General features: G+C 41.3%; 16 protein-coding genes. 9 read left to right on the plus strand and 7 right to left on the minus strand.

What is annotated here, in order from left to right:
• The first annotated feature begins 12 nt into the window (after positions 1-12).
• Positions 13-918: a YitT family protein gene (locus tag U3A58_RS13715; protein ID WP_323824195.1), complete on the plus strand. Its 906-nt coding sequence runs from the start codon at positions 13-15 to the stop codon at positions 916-918.
• A 104-nt stretch (positions 919-1,022) separates the two neighbouring features.
• Here the strand turns inward: U3A58_RS13715 and U3A58_RS13720 are convergent, their stop codons facing one another.
• The 4 genes from U3A58_RS13720 to U3A58_RS13735 all read right to left on the minus strand — a co-directional run bounded on the left by U3A58_RS13720 (position 1,023) and on the right by U3A58_RS13735 (position 4,656).
• Complete coding sequence (locus U3A58_RS13720; RefSeq protein WP_323824197.1) at positions 1,023-1,331, minus strand: nucleotidyltransferase domain-containing protein; 309 nt, start codon at positions 1,329-1,331, stop codon at positions 1,023-1,025.
• A gap of 9 nt (positions 1,332-1,340) precedes the next feature.
• Positions 1,341-1,739 (minus strand): nucleotidyltransferase substrate binding protein, encoded by a 399-nt coding sequence (locus U3A58_RS13725; RefSeq protein ID WP_323824198.1) that lies wholly within the window; start codon positions 1,737-1,739, stop codon positions 1,341-1,343.
• Positions 1,740-1,868: 129 nt separating this feature from the next.
• Positions 1,869-3,929 (minus strand): methionine--tRNA ligase, encoded by a 2,061-nt coding sequence (gene metG, locus U3A58_RS13730; protein ID WP_323824201.1) that lies wholly within the window; start codon positions 3,927-3,929, stop codon positions 1,869-1,871.
• A gap of 94 nt (positions 3,930-4,023) precedes the next feature.
• The gene (locus tag U3A58_RS13735) at positions 4,024-4,656 is read right to left on the minus strand and encodes a TetR/AcrR family transcriptional regulator (RefSeq protein ID WP_323824203.1); all 633 of its coding nucleotides are present in this window, start codon (positions 4,654-4,656) and stop codon (positions 4,024-4,026) included.
• A 259-nt stretch (positions 4,657-4,915) separates the two neighbouring features.
• Here U3A58_RS13735 and U3A58_RS13740 point away from each other — a divergent pair, with 259 nt between their 5' ends.
• From U3A58_RS13740 to U3A58_RS13775, 8 genes are all read left to right on the plus strand, one after another.
• On the plus strand, positions 4,916-5,215 hold the full coding sequence (locus tag U3A58_RS13740; protein WP_323824205.1) for a type II toxin-antitoxin system RelE/ParE family toxin: 300 nt from the start codon (positions 4,916-4,918) through the stop codon (positions 5,213-5,215).
• Positions 5,216-5,219: 4 nt separating this feature from the next.
• Positions 5,220-5,504: an addiction module antidote protein gene (locus tag U3A58_RS13745; protein WP_323824207.1), complete on the plus strand. Its 285-nt coding sequence runs from the start codon at positions 5,220-5,222 to the stop codon at positions 5,502-5,504.
• Between the two features lie 211 nt (positions 5,505-5,715).
• Positions 5,716-6,330 carry a toll/interleukin-1 receptor domain-containing protein gene (locus U3A58_RS13750; RefSeq protein ID WP_323824209.1) on the plus strand — a complete coding sequence of 205 codons (615 nt, stop codon included), beginning with the start codon at positions 5,716-5,718 and terminating at the stop codon, positions 6,328-6,330.
• 208 nt (positions 6,331-6,538) lie between these two features.
• Positions 6,539-8,989: an NAD-dependent DNA ligase LigA gene (gene ligA, locus U3A58_RS13755; protein WP_323824211.1), complete on the plus strand. Its 2,451-nt coding sequence runs from the start codon at positions 6,539-6,541 to the stop codon at positions 8,987-8,989.
• 153 nt (positions 8,990-9,142) lie between these two features.
• The gene (gene dapA, locus U3A58_RS13760) at positions 9,143-10,006 is read left to right on the plus strand and encodes a 4-hydroxy-tetrahydrodipicolinate synthase (protein ID WP_323824213.1); all 864 of its coding nucleotides are present in this window, start codon (positions 9,143-9,145) and stop codon (positions 10,004-10,006) included.
• Positions 10,007-10,008: 2 nt separating this feature from the next.
• A complete protein-coding gene (gene xseA / locus U3A58_RS13765; RefSeq protein ID WP_323824215.1) occupies positions 10,009-11,319 on the plus strand; it encodes an exodeoxyribonuclease VII large subunit in 1,311 nt (436 codons plus the stop codon).
• Complete coding sequence (xseB, locus tag U3A58_RS13770) at positions 11,316-11,504, plus strand: exodeoxyribonuclease VII small subunit (RefSeq protein WP_323824217.1); 189 nt, start codon at positions 11,316-11,318, stop codon at positions 11,502-11,504. Before xseA ends, xseB begins: the two co-directional genes overlap by 4 nt.
• A gap of 122 nt (positions 11,505-11,626) precedes the next feature.
• On the plus strand, positions 11,627-12,328 hold the full coding sequence (locus U3A58_RS13775) for a hypothetical protein (protein ID WP_323824219.1): 702 nt from the start codon (positions 11,627-11,629) through the stop codon (positions 12,326-12,328).
• A gap of 8 nt (positions 12,329-12,336) precedes the next feature.
• On the opposite strand, the gene U3A58_RS13780 is transcribed toward U3A58_RS13775, so the two are convergent.
• The 3 genes from U3A58_RS13780 to U3A58_RS13790 all read right to left on the minus strand — a co-directional run bounded on the left by U3A58_RS13780 (position 12,337) and on the right by U3A58_RS13790 (position 17,516).
• Entirely contained in the window at positions 12,337-12,837 is a 501-nt protein-coding gene (locus tag U3A58_RS13780; RefSeq protein WP_323824221.1) for a UpxY family transcription antiterminator, read from the minus strand.
• Positions 12,838-12,973: 136 nt separating this feature from the next.
• Positions 12,974-16,378, minus strand: a complete 3,405-nt coding sequence (locus U3A58_RS13785) for an efflux RND transporter permease subunit (protein WP_323824223.1) — start codon at positions 16,376-16,378, stop codon at positions 12,974-12,976.
• Between the two features lie 4 nt (positions 16,379-16,382).
• A complete protein-coding gene (locus U3A58_RS13790; protein WP_323824225.1) occupies positions 16,383-17,516 on the minus strand; it encodes an efflux RND transporter periplasmic adaptor subunit in 1,134 nt (377 codons plus the stop codon).
• Between the last annotated feature and the right edge of the window lie 143 nt (positions 17,517-17,659).

Raw genomic sequence — 17,659 nt, forward strand, 5'->3', positions numbered from 1 at the left:
TATTTTCGACCCATGGTTAAGCGTCTATTAAAAATACAGGACAGTACATTAGTGAAGCGAATTACAATTTGGAGGCAAATTAAAGACGGTCTTTTCATTGCGATTGGTGTGGTGATGGCAAGTATTGGCCTTAAAGGGTTTCTATTGCCGAATGGCTTTTTCGACGGAGGTGCTATGGGCATGTCGCTACTCTTGGAAATGCTCACTCCTGTCAACCTTTCTGTTCTCATTATCCTGGTCAACTTACCTTTTATCTTACTCGGTGCTAAGCAAGTTTCGGTACCCTTCGCCATCAAAAGCACACTTGCTATTTTCGGACTGGCACTTCTGGTCCATTACATAGAAGTGCCAGCTATCACGGCAGATAAACTACTGATTGCCGTATTTGGAGGTTTCTTTCTTGGAAGCGGAATTGGCTTTGCTATCAGGGGTGGCGCTGTGATAGATGGCACTGAAGTGCTGGCTATCTCTGTCAGTAGGAAATCCAGCTTGACCGTGGGGGATTTTATCACTGTTTTCAATGTCTGCCTTTTTATTGTGGCAGCGATTTTCGTGGATTTAGAAACTGCCATGTATTCCATGCTGACTTATTTTTCCGCATCCAAAACAGTGGATTTCATCATCAATGGAGTGGAAGAATACCTTGGCGTAATGATCATGTCTTCGTACAATGAGGAAATCAAGCAAATGATTTCCTTTGATTTAGGCCGGGGTGTAACCGTCCTAAAATCCGATGGGGGCTATGGTGACAAAGCCAATCAGCTTCCAGACAGAAAAGTTCTATTCTGCGTAATCACCAGACTTGAAGTCACCAAAATGCTGGTAGAAATCGAAAAAATTGATTCAAAAGCCTTCGTGATCCAATACCCAATCAAGGATACCAAAGGTGGGATGATTAAGAAGAGGCCCTTGCACTAGACTTTAGTAGTTAGACTCAAGTAGCAAGATATTAGACTTTAGGGACATGAAAAGTGACCGAAAGATTATTTTTATAATAGAAAAGGGCGAATGATTATTCGCCCCTACTTATCTTTTTTATAAAATGTCTTTCCTAATCTATTGATATGATCGAGGAGATTTTTGTTCTGAACCCTAGCCAGACTTTGCAGATCGATAGTATATGGAAAATCGCTGTCATTAATATCAGAAATCACTTTCCCCAAAGTGAAGCGATCAATATCTTCATCAGCAATAACCAAATCCAGATCACTTCTGTTTGTAAAGGTTCCTTTCACGCGAGAACCATAAATAATCACATGAGCTACCTGAGGATACTTTTCAAAAATATCGACAAGGATTTCTTGAGCAGAATTTGTCAGGCCAAATTTCATGATTTCAATTTACTCTAGTGTTTTATGCAAGGCTGATAAAGCTGGCGAATATCGTTTTTGTATATCAGGAATTACTTCTTCCATGACTGTAAAATCATAGGTATGACTAAGAAGATTACGGTCATTAATCATATCAAGCCAGATTTCAATCTGATCAATGTATTTAGCCTTGAAAGCTTCCTTCACTACCATTTTTGGTGAAATCTGATGGAGAACCAAACCGTCTGACTCCATTTTATCCTTGAGCGTTTTCCATCCCAATTCTAGCGTAAATTCAAAACGCTGAATAATCCCTTCTTTCTCCAACTGAGAGATTTTAGCAAGATCAAGAGATTGAATTTCCTCCAAAAGCCTGACAGCCTTCGTGAAATTCTCCAATCGTTGCATCCACCTAATGTCATTTTCCATAGAGAAATGAATTTAAGAATTTATTTGGATCATGTGGACGGAAGTGAAGTCAATAAAGGCGAATGATTATTCGCCCCTACTGATATCTTAATTCTAAAATCTAGATACTTGATACTAATGTCTTACTACTTACGATATCGTCGATCCATTCGCAGTGCCTTCATGCGGTACCATCAGCTTGAGCTTGCCATCTTTGTCCTCAGCCATTAAAATCATTCCTTCACTATCGATGCCCATCATTTTCCTTGGAGCAAGATTGATCAACATCGTCACTTGCTTTCCTATTAGAAATTCTGGTTCGAAATGCTCAGCTACACCACTAAGAACAGTTCTCTCACCTAAGCCTGTATCCACTTTCAGCTTAAGCAACTTCTTGGATTTCGGCATTTTCTCCGCTTCCAAAATGGTCACCACGCGCATATCTAGCTTTGCAAAATCATCGTACGTAATTATCTCTTTCATCACAGGAACAGGTGCATTTTCAGCATCATTCATTTTCTTGGTATCTAATAGTTTTTGAACTTGTTTTTCTACAGTTTCATCTTCGATTTTATCGAAAAGTAATCCCATCTCACCCAGCGAAGTACCTGCTTTCATTAGCTCTACCTTTCCAGCATCTGACCAGTCTATCTTTTTCATCCCGAATAAATCCACCAGTTTCCTTGCAGTAAAAGGTAAAAACGGCTCAGATACAATTGCAAGATTTGCTGCGATATTTAGTGCAATATTCAGAATGGTGCCGGTACGGGTCTCGTCGGTTTTAATCACTTTCCAAGGCTCTGTATCTGCTAAATATTTATTTCCCAATCGAGCCAACTCCATCATTATACTAAGTGCCTCTCGGAACCTGTATCGCTCGATAGATGCTGCGATTTTCTCAGGAAATTCTGCCACAGCATTCAAGACCTCTTGATCATATCCTGTCAATTCACCTCGCTGTGGTATAATTCCCTGATAGTATTTATGAGTCAAAACCACCGCACGATTCACAAAATTCCCGTAGATCGCAACCAACTCTGAGTTATTTCTTGTCTGGAAATCCTTCCAAGTAAAATCATTGTCCTTTGTCTCAGGAGCATTAGCCGTCAGCACATAACGAAGTACATCCTGCTTGCCAGAAAACTCTTCCAAATACTCGTGAAGCCAAACTGCCCAGTTTCTTGAAGTAGAAATCTTGTCTCCTTCTAAGTTCAAAAACTCGTTGGCAGGTACATTATCCGGAAGGATGAAATCGCCGTGAGTTTTCAGAATAGCCGGGAAAATAATGCAGTGGAACACGATGTTATCTTTGCCTATAAAGTGCACCAACTTGGTATCCTGATCTTTCCAGTAAGGTTCCCAATCTATACCTTTCTCAGCAGCCCATTCTTTAGTTGAAGAGATGTAGCCAATCGGCGCATCAAACCAGACATAAAGAACTTTACCCTCAGCATCCTGTAAAGGCACTTTTATTCCCCAATCCAAATCCCGGGTCATCGATCTAGCTTGCAATCCCTCACCGGCTTCCAACCAAGAGCGACATTGTCCAAGCACATTGTTTTTCCAATCTTCAGCATGATCCTCCAGAATCCATTTTTTTAGGAAATTCTGGTATTTCGCCAAATCCAAAAACCAATGCTTAGTCTCTTTCAAAACAGGTGTTCTTCCGCTCAGTTTTGACTTGGGATTGATGAGTTCTGTAGGGCTAAGAGAGCTTCCGCATTTCTCACATTGATCACCATAGGCATGCTCGTTGCCACATTTAGGACAGGTTCCCTCTATATATCTATCCGCTAAAAATTGATTTGCTTCCTCATCATAATACTGCTCAGTACTTTGCTCTAGAAACTCACCTTTTTCATACAGGTCCATGAAAAGGCCTTGGGCAGTCTCATGATGAATGGGCGCCGATGTACGGGAATAATGATCAAAGCTGATCCCAAATTCTTGGAAACTTCCTTTCATCATTTCATGATATTGATCCACCACTTCCTGAGGAGTCTTTCCTTCCTTCTTTGCTTTGATAGTAATCGCTACCCCATGCTCATCGCTACCACAGATGTAGATTACGTCTTTCCCGAGGCTTCGCAAATAGCGGACATATATATCTGAGGGAATGTAGCATCCGGCCAAGTGACCAATATGAAGCGGCCCGTTGGTATAGGGAAGGGCGGAAGTGACTGTATATCTATTAAAATTTTTATGACTCATATGAGTGGAGCTATTCGGATTTTTGAAAAGTGATTTTCTACTGAAATACGTTCAATATTGACTGCAAAGATAGGGAAAACAGCTGAAGCGGGGGTTAGCCATTCGCAAATTCATTGCGTGCCTCCTCTGTCAAAATTCCATTGTATATAATAGTGATCGACTGATCGTAGATATCGGCGGGTGAAATCTTCATTCCCTTCTGTATGGGCTCTGGAAACTGCCTGGTGAATTTAGGATCTATAAGTGATTGTACTGCGGTGGCATAAAGCATAACCACCAAATTGATATTGACGGATGGCTTGACTAAACCCTCACTTATCCCCTGCTCCAGCAATTTCTTAAAACGTGTGTAGGCAGACTCATTGATATACAGCTCCAGATCTTCCCAGATTTCGGGAGCATATTCCCTGAGGTCTTCAAAAAGCTCAGGATTGATCGGTCCCAGCAGGGAAGCCATTACGGTCAGGGTTGACTTCAATTTGAGGGGAAAAGAAATATACTGGTTCTCTAAGACAGCCTCAACTTTAGCTGTAAGCTTGGTTTTAGTCACTTCAAAAGAAGCCGCAAGCAATTCCAGTTTGCCTGGGTAATATTTGTAAAGTGTCTTTTTGCTCATGCCAAGCATTTGGGCGATATCATCCATGGTGGTATGACGGTAGCCTTTCTCCAGAAAAAGTTTGTAGGCAGCATCCAGAATCTTGCTTTCAGCACTCGCTTTTTTGCTCATAGAAATTTAGGGAAATGGGGAAAACAAAGGTTTAAAATAATAGGAGGATATACAATGAAAATAGTTCTCGCAGCGGCGGAACGTCGCAACGTACTGCTAACCTTTGAGGTTTTGAATCTCGAAGGTTTTAACCTTAAACTCAATTTTTATTACATAAGAAATATTTCCTATTGAGATAACTAGCCGGGCTTAACCTTGATAAGCAAAAAAATCGCAGTAAAAATTTATCTATATTTGTATCCAAGTAGATACACCAATTATGTTCTTCATTGAAAAAACCATTGAATTTGATAAATGGCTGAGGAAGTTGAAAGATCTAAAAGCCAAGACCAAAATCCTATTTCGGATTCAGAAACTGGAAACTGATGGACACTTTGGAGATTGCAAACCTGTAGGAGATGGAATCAGTGAAATGCGAATAAATTTCGCAAAAGGATATCGAGTTTACTTTAAGGAAAAGGACGGTAGAATAATCGTGCTGCTAATTGGCGGAGATAAGTCTACTCAACAAAGAGATATACAGAAAGCAATAGAAATTTGGGATAAATTAAAAGAATAGCACTATGAAAGCTTCAAAATTTGACATCGCAGATTATTTAGACAGTAAGGAAATGATTGCAGAGTACCTGAATACTGTCTTGGAAGATGGGAATGAAACAGATGTCATCAATGCCATCGGCCACGTGGCCAAAGCAATAGGAATGACAAAAATCTCAGAAGAAACCGGGCTTAGTAGACCAAGTTTGTACAAAGCACTTTCAGACGGTGCTAAACCCCAATTTGCAACCGTAATGAAAGTTCTCAAAGCAATAGGGGGGCAGCTACAAGTGAATCCCGTTTCAGGTTAAATATCTATCTCGCGGCGACGCAACGGCGAAGCGTTTTGATTTTTTTTTATTACCTCAAATATTTGTGGGATTTGGAGGAAGTTCGAGCATATTCATAACATTTACATCATTTCACATAATCCAATCTTTAAGTCAACAAACCACAAACTCGTGAAGAGAAGAGTGACATACTACGGTTAATAAACAACTAAAAGAATTATTACTTTTAAGTATGGAAAAAGGAATTAATCGAGCCAGTGCACAATTTAAAATCAAAGATGTAATACAAAAAGTATTTAAAACTGGAGATAGCATCAATAATTCTAAATGGAGAAAAGGAAATCAGGTTTGTATCTTCCTAAGTCATAAAAATGAAGATAAAGAGGCCTGTTTGGAAATTGGAAAGTATCTAGAAGAAGCAGGAATTGATTATTATTTGGACATATATGACCAAGAACTACAATATGCATCTGCTCAAAATGATCCAATCAAGATTACCCAACACATTAAAGATGGAGTTCGGTTTAGTACACATATGATTGTTGTACTTTCCGAAAAAACTATCAAATCTCAATGGGTTCCATTTGAAATCGGGTATGGTCATGCTTCCTTAGTTGACGACAACCTTGAAGTGTTAAAAGACAACGAACTTTTCAACTTATCTTTTTTAACCTTAATAGAAATCAGTGAAATCCCAATCCCAGACTTTTTGAAAATAGCATTTCCAATTAAGGGAATTAAATCACTTAACGAATTCTTAGAAAAAATCAAACCTAAAGGAGCGGAATTGACAAAGTATTTTGACTCAAAGAATCAATTGGAAAAAATCATGAGTTGGAATAAATAAAAATCATTTGGGAGATAGCTTTAATAAATAGTAATCTTAAACATCTTTAATATCAGGTTTCAATTTGAGCTGATTTGATAAGAAAAAATGCTATGTGCAGAATACGCCAACACCTCCACCGCAATCCCTCCACGCCTTTCTTAGCGACCTCTGCGACTTTGCGGTAAGTATCTATTATTTTTACATACCCCAATTTTTCTACAAAATCATGAACCCACAGGAAGCCGAAAAGCGAATTGCCCAACTGAGCCAGGAAATCAACCACCACAACAACCTGTATTATCAGGAAAGCAATCCCGAAGTCTCTGACTATGAGTTCGATCAATTGTTGGAGGAACTGATCCGATTGGAAACGGCATTTCCTGATTTGCTTGATCCTGATAGTCCAAGTCAGCGTGTGGGCGGGACGATCACCAAGGAATTCCAGACTGTGGAGCACGAGACCCGCATGCTTTCTTTGGGCAATACCTATTCTGTGGAAGAGCTTATCGCCTTTGATGAGCGTGTCGCAAAAGGTCTTGGGCATACGAATTACGAATATTTCTGTGAAATGAAATTCGATGGCGTGGCCATCAGTCTGGTCTATGAAAACGGGAAATTGGTTAGGGCTGTCACCCGTGGAGACGGAACCCGAGGAGATGATGTCACGGCCAATGTGCGTACGATCCGCAATATTCCTTTATACATTAAAGGCAATGGAATTCCAGCCAAATTCGAAGTACGCGGAGAGATATTTTTGCCTTTGAAAGAATTCTTAAAAATCAATGCCGCACGCGAAGAAGCAGGAGATGCGCTGCTCGCCAATCCCAGAAATGCAGCTTCCGGGACACTGAAGATGCAAGACTCTTCTGTCGTCGCCAAGCGAAGATTGAATTGCTATTTCTACCAGTTGCTAGGCGATGAACTCAGTGTAAACACGCATTCTGAGACTATCTCATTGATAGAAAAATGGGGATTCAATGTCTCCCAAACCTATAGAAAAGCAGAAAATATACAGCAGGTAATCCAATACATAGAAGACTGGAAAGAAAAGCGTTTTTCACTTCCTGTAGATACCGATGGAGTAGTTTTGAAAGTCAATAATTACGATCAGCGTGAGGAGCTGGGCTTTACCGCAAAAAATCCCCGCTGGGCAATTGCATACAAATACAAAGCAGAAAGTGCTGAGACTGAATTATTATCTGTCACATATCAAGTAGGAAGAACCGGAGCGATCACGCCTGTGGCTAACCTTTCTCCAGTGAGCTTGGCTGGTACGACCGTGAAGCGGGCTTCCCTACACAATGCCAATGAGATTGAGCGTCTGGATCTGCACGAAGGTGATTTTGTTTTTGTGGAAAAGGGCGGGGAAATCATCCCGAAGATCACGGCAGTAAATCCCGAAAGGAGAAGCTCAGATACCAAACCTATTGACTATATCACGCACTGCCCGGAATGCGGATCAGTGCTTGAACGAAAAGAAAGCGAAGCCAAACACTATTGTCCCAATGCAGAATCCTGCCCGCCTCAGGTTTTGGGGAGAATCGAGCATTTTGTACATAAGCGAGCCATGGATATAGACTCCATGGGAACTGAGCGCATCAGAGCACTGATTGATCAAGGTTTTATCTCCAATCCAGCGGGTATTTATGAATTGGAGGCGAGGAAGGATCAACTTTTGGGCTTGGAAATGTCGCAAGACCAGTATGAAACTGAAGGGGATGGCCTGCTTTATATCACCTTGGAAAAGGCACTTTTTGCATTAACTGAAGGGCTAACATTTAAACAAGTTCATGATTTCCTAGCTGAAAACACTGAATTACCATTAGCCCAAGTGCTCAAAGCATTTCAGGAGCATATCAGAAAATGGAAGAAAAAAGTCCCCTCCAATACTGGTATGATCGATTTCCTAATTTCGAACCTTAAAGATCACAACCTACCCAAACTGGAAGACTACGTACCTGTAGCTGTGGTATTGGATCTTTTCCTTAGTAGAAAAGTAGATTTCCAGCAGGTGCTTGAAGTCAGCAAAAAGGAAGGGACGGTGCATGGAATTCTTCTGAAACTTAATCTTGATCTCAATCAGGAATTGACTGAGCGCATCAAAAAACTCAAAGCAAATACATTTCAAGACGGCGTGATTAAAAACATGATGGAAGGAATTGCAGCCTCAAAAAATCAGCCTTTCGAGAAAGTGCTTTTCGCTTTGGGAATTAGAAATATTGGAGAGAACACAGCTCAATTGCTAGCCAGACATTTTGGAACAATTGAAAAACTCGAAGCTGCCACTTCTGAACAATTACTGGATATTAATGGCGTAGGCGAAACACTAGTCTATAGCATTCATGACTTTTTTGCGCAGCCAAAAAACCAAGAGATCATCGCTAGACTGAAAGGCTTCGGATTGAAATTCGAGGTGGATGAAAGTGAATCAAAGCAGTTGGGCAATTCCCTAGAAGGCAAACGGATTTTGGCCAGCGGGAAATTAATTCATTTCAAGAGAGATGAGATCAAGGATGCTGTGATAGCACATGGTGGACAGTATATTTCTGCAGTTTCCAAAAATCTTGACTTCATCATTGAGGGAGAAGATATGGGGCCAAGTAAAAAGGAGAAAGCCCAGAAACTGGGCGTTCCAATGATTTCTGAGGAAGAGTTTTTGAGGATGATTGGTGTTTAGGATTTACAGTCTTCAGTCTCAGTCTCAGTTAGTGGAAGGCCCCAACTGTGACTGTTCACTGTAACTGTTCACTGGATCTTACCCCATTTTTTTCCAAAACAGAATGTCAATTCCTCTCATCCCATTATCTTTAGCCTCCCAAACCTTATAACCATGCACCAACTTAAAGGAACCGGCGTAGCCCTTGTCACGCCATTTCACGATGATTACTCCATTGATTTCGAAGGACTAAAACGCCTTGTCAATCATGTGATCAATGGTGGAGTGGATTATTTGGTGGTTTTGGGTACGACTGGGGAGACAGTGACGCTATCAACTTCTGAGAAAAAACAGGTGTTAAGCGCCTGTCTAGAATATAATGCTGACCGAGTACCTGTAGTCTATGGTATGGGTGGTAATAATACCATGTCCGTCCTTCGTGATATCGCAAACACAGACTTCACTGGCATAAAAGCCATCCTTTCAGTCAGCCCATATTATAATAAACCTACCCAAGCAGGGATTATAGCTCACTATCAAGCGATTGCCGATGCCTGTCCAGTGCCTGTGATTTTGTACAATATCCCAGGAAGAACCATGTCTAATATCTCAGCGGAAACTACCTTAAGTCTTGCCGAGCATTCAAATATTATTGGAATGAAAGAGGCGAGTGGAAATCTGGAGCAATGCATGCAAATAGCATCAAAAATGCCAAAAGACTTCTTGTTGGTCTCTGGTGATGATCTGATGACCAAAGCAATATACAGCATTGGCGGATCAGGAATTATTTCTGTGATGGCAAATGCAATTCCAGCAACTTTTAAGGCCTTATGCCATGGCTCAGAAGAGGAAAGTCTGAAGGCAGCCTTCTCACTTTTGCCATTGAATCACCTTATGTATGAAGAAAGCAATCCTGTAGGTATTAAAAATCTGCTTTGCCACATGGGAATCTGTGACGATCAAGTTAGACTCCCCATGCTTCGTGCAAGCCTAGGATTGAACCAAAAGATCAAGGCGGAATTCCAAAAGCTGAATTAAGTATGCAAAATGCCCGATCAATATCTGAACTCAATCGGCTCATCCAACAAGCCCTAGAGACGGAATTGGATCCGGTGATTTGGGTGATCGGTGAGATTGCGGATTTCCGTCAGGCTCCTCAGGGACATGCTTATTTTGAACTGGTAGAAAAGCAAGGGAATCAGGTTCAGGCAAAGATAAAGGCAAATCTCTGGTCATTTGCCTATAGAGGTGTGGCGGCGCGATTTGAATCTATCACTGGCTCCAGCATCAAAAACGGCATGAAAGTACTTGCCCAGGTGGCCGTCAACTTCCATCCTATCTATGGTCTGAGCATCAATGTAAAAGACATAGACCCCTCTTTTTCATTGGGAGAAAGAGCACGAGTCCGGCAAGAAACAATCGATAGGCTCACCAAAGAAGGTTTATTACGTCTTAACGCCAGACACCTACTTCCAGCAGTCATTCAGAAAATCGCCATCATCAGCAGCCCTACAGCTGCAGGCTATGGTGATTTTATCAATCAACTGAAAAATAACACCTACGGATATCAAGTATATCACAAGCTCTTTACATCGATGATGCAGGGCAATGAAGCCGTGGCATCCTTGAGCAGAAGTCTGGAACAGATTGAATCTGTGAAAGAAGAATTGGGGATTGAGGCAGTGGTAATGATACGCGGAGGAGGGGCGCAGTTAGATCTAGATTGCTTTGATGACTACAAGCTTGCCGCCCAAATCGCGAATTTCTCCTTGCCTGTGCTCACAGGAATCGGCCATGAGCGGGATGAAAGTATAGCCGATTTGGTAGCACATTCCAGACTCAAAACTCCCACAGCAGTAGCTGAATTTCTACTTTCAGGCTTCAGGGAATTTGAAGAAAACTTAGGCTTAGCTATCCTACGAGTGGATCGGGCGACTCGTCAAAAACTGAGTGAAGAGCAAACCAGAATTCATCAAATCGCCCATCAGGTAAAAGCAAGTTCTGAAAGCCGTCTGAATCTTGAAGCTGAGAAATTGAATTTCTCTACTAATCGGATTCGGATTTCGGGCAAAAACATACTACAGATCCAAGAAAACGCGCTTCTGGCTTTTGAAAAAAACATAATCCGGGGATTAGAGGGCTTTTTGCAACAACACAAACAGAACCTAGACTCCAAGGAATTACTGCTGCGTCAATTGAATCCCGAGGTAATTTTAGCCAGAGGCTATACCCGAACTGAAATCAGCGGTAACCCTATCAATACAGCAAAAATCCAACTTGGAGATGTACTACAAACCCATACTTCCAAGCAAATAATCAGTAGCACAATTACACAAATTGAGGAAAAATGAGCGAATTAAAGTACAATGAAGCCATGCTTCGCTTGGAGACAATCCTAGCAGAACTAGAGGAAGGAAAGAAAAGTGTGGATGAGCTTTCTGAATTGGTCAAGGAAGCTGCAGAGCTAGTAAAATCATGCCGAAGGAAGTTAAAGACCACCGAGGAAGATATCAAAAAGGCGTTTGACGGAGCCTGATTTTTAGTCTTGACTATACTAATTTTCGCATCGCTCAGTTCTAAATTTAAATCCATGCAGCGTATTGGCATATTTGTTGCCAAATTTGCAATCAAGTCTTCACTTATTCAGGACTCGAAGTTATGTCAAAAATTTTCAAACTCTCCTCACTAGTTTTCTTCCTTTGTGCAAGCATAAATCTGTCCGCCCAAAGCTTTTTTAAAGAGAAACAATCCAGAGACAATATCATCAGCATCGGTATAGGCCCTTCATTTGCATATCTTGACAATGGAGGACAATATAGATCACTTAATTTTGAAATTAAACCATCAGTTTCTGCCTCTTTGACCAAACGACTATCAGACCGAGTAGAACTAAGAGCTACAAGTGGAGCGCAATGGATATCCAGTGGAGGATCCCCCAGTGCTGCTGTCACTAATTATTGGTCGGAAAATAACTCCACATTTACAGCAAAAGGCTCGGTTTTCTATTTTGATTTGATGCCTAGCATGTATCTCATCCCTTTTGGAAATCACATGAACAGAAGCATATTTAACTTTTACGGTGGATTAGGCTTAGGTGTGATGCATGCCAGTACTGAGCAAACCAGCTCTTTCAATAAAGATGAAATTCCAAAGCGGAAAAAAATCACCACGGGATATGTACCTATCAGAGGAGGAATCAGCTATACACTTGGTGCGTTTTCTGATATTGCATTGGAAGGAACTATGCTTGCTACTTTCACCGATAACCTCGATGGAAATGCCGGCTTCAACCGCTTTGGAGATCACCTAGTCCAAGGGCAGCTCGTGTATAGAAGGTATTTTTTCTCAAAATCCAAGTAGTACAAAATTTAGGGGACTACCTCAAGAAATTTTCTAGGCACATTGATCAGCAAATTCTGGTAAATACCTGGGATTCTGATCAACAAATAATCCTGATTGCCTTTCTCAATAACTTCTCCACTCATGTGCTGAAGCGGACCGCCGATTACCTTGACTTTTTCACCAGGGTCTATAGTCGATCCATCAGACTCCACCCCTACACCGGTCTCGATTATACGCTTGATGATATCAAGATCCTCTTCCCGAATAGTGGCATGTTGTCCTGAAAAGTGTACAAACTTGACAGCTCCAGGTACTTGTAGGCATTCCCAAAGCTGATTGCGACGAGTTTTTACAAAAACATAGCCATTAAACATAGCCCGTTTTACTTTCTTCTTTCTGTCTGACCACTGTCGAAGTTCCTCTATCATCGGTAAGTAAACTTCTAAGCCGTTTTCTATCAAGCGATCAGCCACTTTCTTTTCGGATCGTGAAGATGTGTACATCACGAACCACTTTAATTCTTCCATTTTACTCGTATCATTTCGGGATGGTGAATTTACAAATTCCATGCTGTAAAGAGAAAAACCCAGCTGTTAAAAGCAAAAAACCTCCGAGACATTGTCCCGGAGGTTTTAACAAAAAAAACCACCAACCTTAATCCAATCAAGATTTAAGTTTGCTGATTCTCATATTGAGTTTATCTGCCAACAAATACATGACTGGTACGATGACTAACGTAAGGAAAGTCGCAAAGGTTAGCCCAAATATTACTGTCCAAGCCATTGGTCCCCAGAACGCAGCATTATCTCCACCCACATAAAATTGGGGATCAAAAGAACTCAGTAAAGTCCCGAAATTAATATTCATTCCTATAGCCAAGGGTATCAATCCCAGTACGGTAGTGATGGCTGTCAGCAATACTGGGCGTAGTCTTGTCTTTCCTGACTCCACTATACTAGCTATCATTAATGGGAACGGCAGGTGATCCTTAGGTCCCATTCCTAGCTCGTCTCTTTTTCTCTCCCGAACTAGATTGGTATAATCAATCAAGACGATTGCGTTGTTGACCACTACTCCGGCAAGGGATATGATCCCTATACCTGTCATGATCACTACGAAATCCATATTGAAAATCACAAGACCCAAGAAAACGCCAATAGTACTCAAAACCACAGAAGCCATAATAATGAATGGAGTAGTAACTGAGTTAAATTGTGCTACAATGATTAGGAAAATCAAAGAGACAGCAATACCCAATGCGCCCATTAAGAAATCCATAGACTTCTGCTGCTCTTCTTGCTCTCCGGTGTATTTTACTGTGATGCCATCTGGCACTTCATAGTTTTGAAGAACTGTCTGGATCTGTGCATTTACAGCAGTTGCATTGAACCCATCAAGGACATTGGAATAAATAGTGATGGCTTTTTCTAGATCCTTTCTCTTCACAGAACCGTAAGTTGAGCCGTATTTCACATCCGCTACTGCTGAGATGGGAACTTCTCGTTTGTCTCCAAACTTATCTCTAAAGCCAATTTTCTTATTGACTAAGGTATTGATATCGTATCTGAAACCTTCCTTCAGTCTCAACTGAATAGGGTAATCATCCTCTCCTTCTTTATATTTGGAAACTTCCAGACCAAAAAGAGCCGTACGCAGGTCTGTTGCGATTTCTGAGGTAGAAAGCCCAAATCTTCTTGCTTTTTCCCTATCAATAATTAAGATTACTTCAGGATTACCCAAAGACAAATCAGATTTCAATTCCTCTACACCCGGAACATTCTGGTCATTTAGGTATTCTCGTGTTTGATTGACAAACGCAATCAACTGATCGTAGTCTTCGCCAGCAAATTCCAAGTTGATTGCCTTGCCCACAGGAGGGCCATTTCGCTGCTTATCTACCGTAATCAAAACGCCTGGATATTTCCCTACCAATTGACGGATTTCTTCCATTGCCCCATTGGTATTAATTCCCTGTCTATCTATGTAGTCAACAAATCCTATTGTGATTTTAGCTTTGTGTGGAGTAGGCTGATTACTAGGCCCTTCCAGCGGATCCCCCGTACCCTCTCCTACTTGGGTAATGACTGACTCTAAGATATCTTTGTATTCATCCAAAGCTATCAGCAGCTCGTCTTCCATTCCATCCACAAATTCGTTTGTCGCTTCTATGTCGGTGCCGATAGGGAATTCAATAAATACATTAACCAGCTGAGGTTGATTGTCCGGGAAGAAAAGAATCTTTGGGGCTCTCACATATAGCAATGCCAAAGACAGTACTAGGAGCAATACGGTTCCTCCTATGAATGCGTATGGTTTTTTCCCTACCAAAGCATACTCCAAAATTGATTCATATTTATTCTCAAGTTTCACCAGAAACACCGTTTGGAACCAGCGTATGGCTTTTCTTAATACAAATACATTGAACGCAGTCAGCACACATGCAATCAGCATCAAGGAGCCAAAAGCAGTCCAACCTATCAGATACAGTAATGCGGAGAGAATGAGAAGTACGCCCGCCACAATAATTGATCTTTGCTTTGGTTTATCTTTACTCACATCCTCCACTTTCATGTATAGAGCAGTCAATACAGGATTGATTACCAATGCTACAAAGAGTGATGAAGAAAGTACGATTATCAACGTAATAGGGAGGAATTTCATAAACTCTCCTACGGTATCCTTCCAAAAAGCCAATGGTAGGAATGCTGCCAACGTAGTAGCCGTAGAAGTAATGATCGGCCAAGCCACTTCGCCGACACCTTCCTTGGCTGCCTGAATAGCACTCTTTCCCTCAGACATCAATCGATAGATATTCTCTACCACCACGATCCCGTTGTCCACCAGCATGCCAAGCGCAAGTATTAGCGAGAAAAGCACCATAAGATTCAGCGTGATCCCAAATGCATTCAGCACCAAAAATGAAATAAACATGGAAAGTGGAATCGCAATACCTACGAAAAGCGCATTTCTAAATCCAAGGAAAAACATCAATACCAATACTACTAGGATTACCCCGAAGATGATGGAGTTTTCCAAGTCACTCACCTGAAGCCTAGTCGCTTTTGATTGATCATTGGTGATACTGATTTCCAGATCCGGAGGAAATCTATTTGCCTTAGTTTTATCAATAATCTCTTTGATTTTATCGGCAGCATTCAGCAAGTTTTCTCCACTTCGCTTCACCACATTGATAGTGACTACTGGAAGGTTCTTACTTCTGGCATAACTACTTCTCTCCTTATAGGTATCCTTTACTTCTGCTACATCCCGGAGATATACGATTTTCTGATTATCAGTTTTGATGATGATATTCAAAATATCCATAGGGTCAGTAAACTCACCATCCACACGTAACGTACGCTGAAAATCTCCAGAACGAATATTACCTCCAGAAATAGTTACATTTTCCGTTTGGATAGCAGTCGCAATATCACCAAAGCTTACGCCAACTGACTCCATTTTATAGGGATCTGCATTGATTTGAATCTCTCGCTCTACTGTTCCCGCTAGATCTGCCTTAGATATTTCCGCCAGTTTTTCGATTTCATCCTCTAGATACTCTCCAAATTTCTTCAGCTCTGCCTCAGAATAATTCCCTGAGATATTCACATTCATTATCGGGAAATCGGAGGTATTAATCTCCAACACATTGGGTTCCTGATCCAAATCTGTAGGCAATTCACTTTTGGATTTATCGACTGCATCTTTTACATCTTGAATCGCCTTGGATATCTCCACACCGGGATTGAATTCCACCACGATGGCAGAAAAATCCTGAACTGACGTAGAGGTGATGTCCTTCACGTCATTGATAGACTTCAGTTCCTTTTCGATAGGTCTGGTAATCAGATTCTCCATATCTACCGGTGAGTTGCCGGGATAAGGAGTACCAACATATACGGTGGGGATGACAATTTCAGGGAAACTCTCTTTAGGCATATTGCGATATGCACTTAAGCCCAAGAAGGTAATTATCAGCGTAAGGATCACCACTGAGGTGGAATTATCCACAGACATGCTGGATAATCCAAACTCGCGCGTTTTTATTGGTCTTTGTTTTTCCGCCATCTTATTACTGCTGAGCTATGTTCACGTTGAAATTATCTCCCACTTCACGGAAGCCTTTGTCCACAAGTTTTTCGTTACCGTCGAGGCCTTTTAGGATTTCCGTTTCCTTATCAAAGGTCTTACCTCTCTCCACATATTTTTTCTTGGCTAGTCCATCCTGCACTACAAAAATATAATCTCCTCTGTTGTCACTAAGAATCAAATGGCTAGGCACGGTCACTGCCTCATTGCTTTCATAATCCTGAATCTTCAGAACAGAAATCATATTTGGCTTCACCATCGGTATATTGGGAAGATATACCTCTACCTTAAAAGTCCTGTTGTTTGGATTGATGATCGCACCTACAGCGGATACTTTAGTCTGGAGAGTCTTATCGATTGAAGGAAAGCTCACATCTACCGAGTCTCCCTTCGCCAGCACTCCCACATAGGATTCAGAGATATCTGCTTCGATAAACAAATCGCTATCCCCTACAAACTGAAACATCACTGCACCAGGCTGCACCAATTCTCCTAAACGTACTTGTACCGTTTCGATAGTACCTGAAAAAGGCGCACGAATCACGGCCTTCGACAGTTCAGTTTTCGCTGTTGCCAGATTTCTTTCCAAGCCTTCCTTTCTGCTTTTAGCTTCCAAATACTGAACTTCAGTACCGATCTGCTGTTTCCAAAGTCGCTCTTGTTTTTCGAATAAGGTAGTTGCCAGATTCATTGTATTCTCTAGCTCTTCGATTGATCTCTGAATAGATTCCGCATCAATTCTTGCCAAAACCTGCCCCTTCCCCACTCGCATGCCTTCTAAAGCTGGCACTTCTAGGATTCTTCCCGAGGTTTCCGCGCTAATGCTTACATTTTTCTTAGAAAGAACTGATCCTGTCACTTCTACATAGTGCTCAAATCTCCCCTTCTTCACCTGAACCGTAGTGATCAGAATAGACTTATGATTTTGCTTCGCAAATTCAGGGTCGAGTCTGATCAACTCAGCTTCTAGTGCCTTAATCTCGTTGGTGATTTCGATTGACTCGGTTTTGAGTTTTTCCAATTCAGCTTTTTTAGCCTCCACTCCGTCTTCTGTAGCACAGGAATTAGCGAGAAAGGCAAGTGCAATTAGGGATAAAAATTTATAGGTTGCTTTCATGTGTTTATAATTGATTTTTATTGGTCACATGGAATCTCTCATAGCGGATAATCATCCCTCTGTGTGACGCTTCAGTCGTGCTCGATTTCATGTGTTTATAATTGATTTTTATTGGTCAGATAGCCTGTCCCGTCCGCCGCCGC

The sequence above is a fragment of the Algoriphagus persicinus genome, assembly GCF_035156415.1.
Lineage (GTDB): Bacteria > Bacteroidota > Bacteroidia > Cytophagales > Cyclobacteriaceae > Algoriphagus > Algoriphagus persicinus.

What these genes read in the sequence shown, in the direction of transcription:
- U3A58_RS13735 (WP_323824203.1), bottom strand. Translation starts at nt 4,656, where the DNA reads ATGAGCAAAAAAGCGAGTGCTGAAAGCAAGATTCTGGATGCTGCCTAC.
- ligA (WP_323824211.1), top strand. Translation starts at nt 6,539, where the DNA reads ATGAACCCACAGGAAGCCGAAAAGCGAATTGCCCAACTGAGCCAGGAA.
- U3A58_RS13745 (WP_323824207.1), top strand. Translation starts at nt 5,220, where the DNA reads ATGAAAGCTTCAAAATTTGACATCGCAGATTATTTAGACAGTAAGGAA.
- U3A58_RS13725 (WP_323824198.1), bottom strand. Translation starts at nt 1,739, where the DNA reads ATGGAAAATGACATTAGGTGGATGCAACGATTGGAGAATTTCACGAAG.
- xseB (WP_323824217.1), top strand. Translation starts at nt 11,316, where the DNA reads ATGAGCGAATTAAAGTACAATGAAGCCATGCTTCGCTTGGAGACAATC.
- U3A58_RS13780 (WP_323824221.1), bottom strand. Translation starts at nt 12,837, where the DNA reads ATGGAAGAATTAAAGTGGTTCGTGATGTACACATCTTCACGATCCGAA.
- U3A58_RS13715 (WP_323824195.1), top strand. Translation starts at nt 13, where the DNA reads ATGGTTAAGCGTCTATTAAAAATACAGGACAGTACATTAGTGAAGCGA.
- U3A58_RS13750 (WP_323824209.1), top strand. Translation starts at nt 5,716, where the DNA reads ATGGAAAAAGGAATTAATCGAGCCAGTGCACAATTTAAAATCAAAGAT.
- metG (WP_323824201.1), bottom strand. Translation starts at nt 3,929, where the DNA reads ATGAGTCATAAAAATTTTAATAGATATACAGTCACTTCCGCCCTTCCC.
- dapA (WP_323824213.1), top strand. Translation starts at nt 9,143, where the DNA reads ATGCACCAACTTAAAGGAACCGGCGTAGCCCTTGTCACGCCATTTCAC.
- xseA (WP_323824215.1), top strand. Translation starts at nt 10,009, where the DNA reads ATGCAAAATGCCCGATCAATATCTGAACTCAATCGGCTCATCCAACAA.
- U3A58_RS13790 (WP_323824225.1), bottom strand. Translation starts at nt 17,516, where the DNA reads ATGAAAGCAACCTATAAATTTTTATCCCTAATTGCACTTGCCTTTCTC.
- U3A58_RS13740 (WP_323824205.1), top strand. Translation starts at nt 4,916, where the DNA reads ATGTTCTTCATTGAAAAAACCATTGAATTTGATAAATGGCTGAGGAAG.
- U3A58_RS13720 (WP_323824197.1), bottom strand. Translation starts at nt 1,331, where the DNA reads ATGAAATTTGGCCTGACAAATTCTGCTCAAGAAATCCTTGTCGATATT.
- U3A58_RS13775 (WP_323824219.1), top strand. Translation starts at nt 11,627, where the DNA reads ATGTCAAAAATTTTCAAACTCTCCTCACTAGTTTTCTTCCTTTGTGCA.
- U3A58_RS13785 (WP_323824223.1), bottom strand. Translation starts at nt 16,378, where the DNA reads ATGGCGGAAAAACAAAGACCAATAAAAACGCGCGAGTTTGGATTATCC.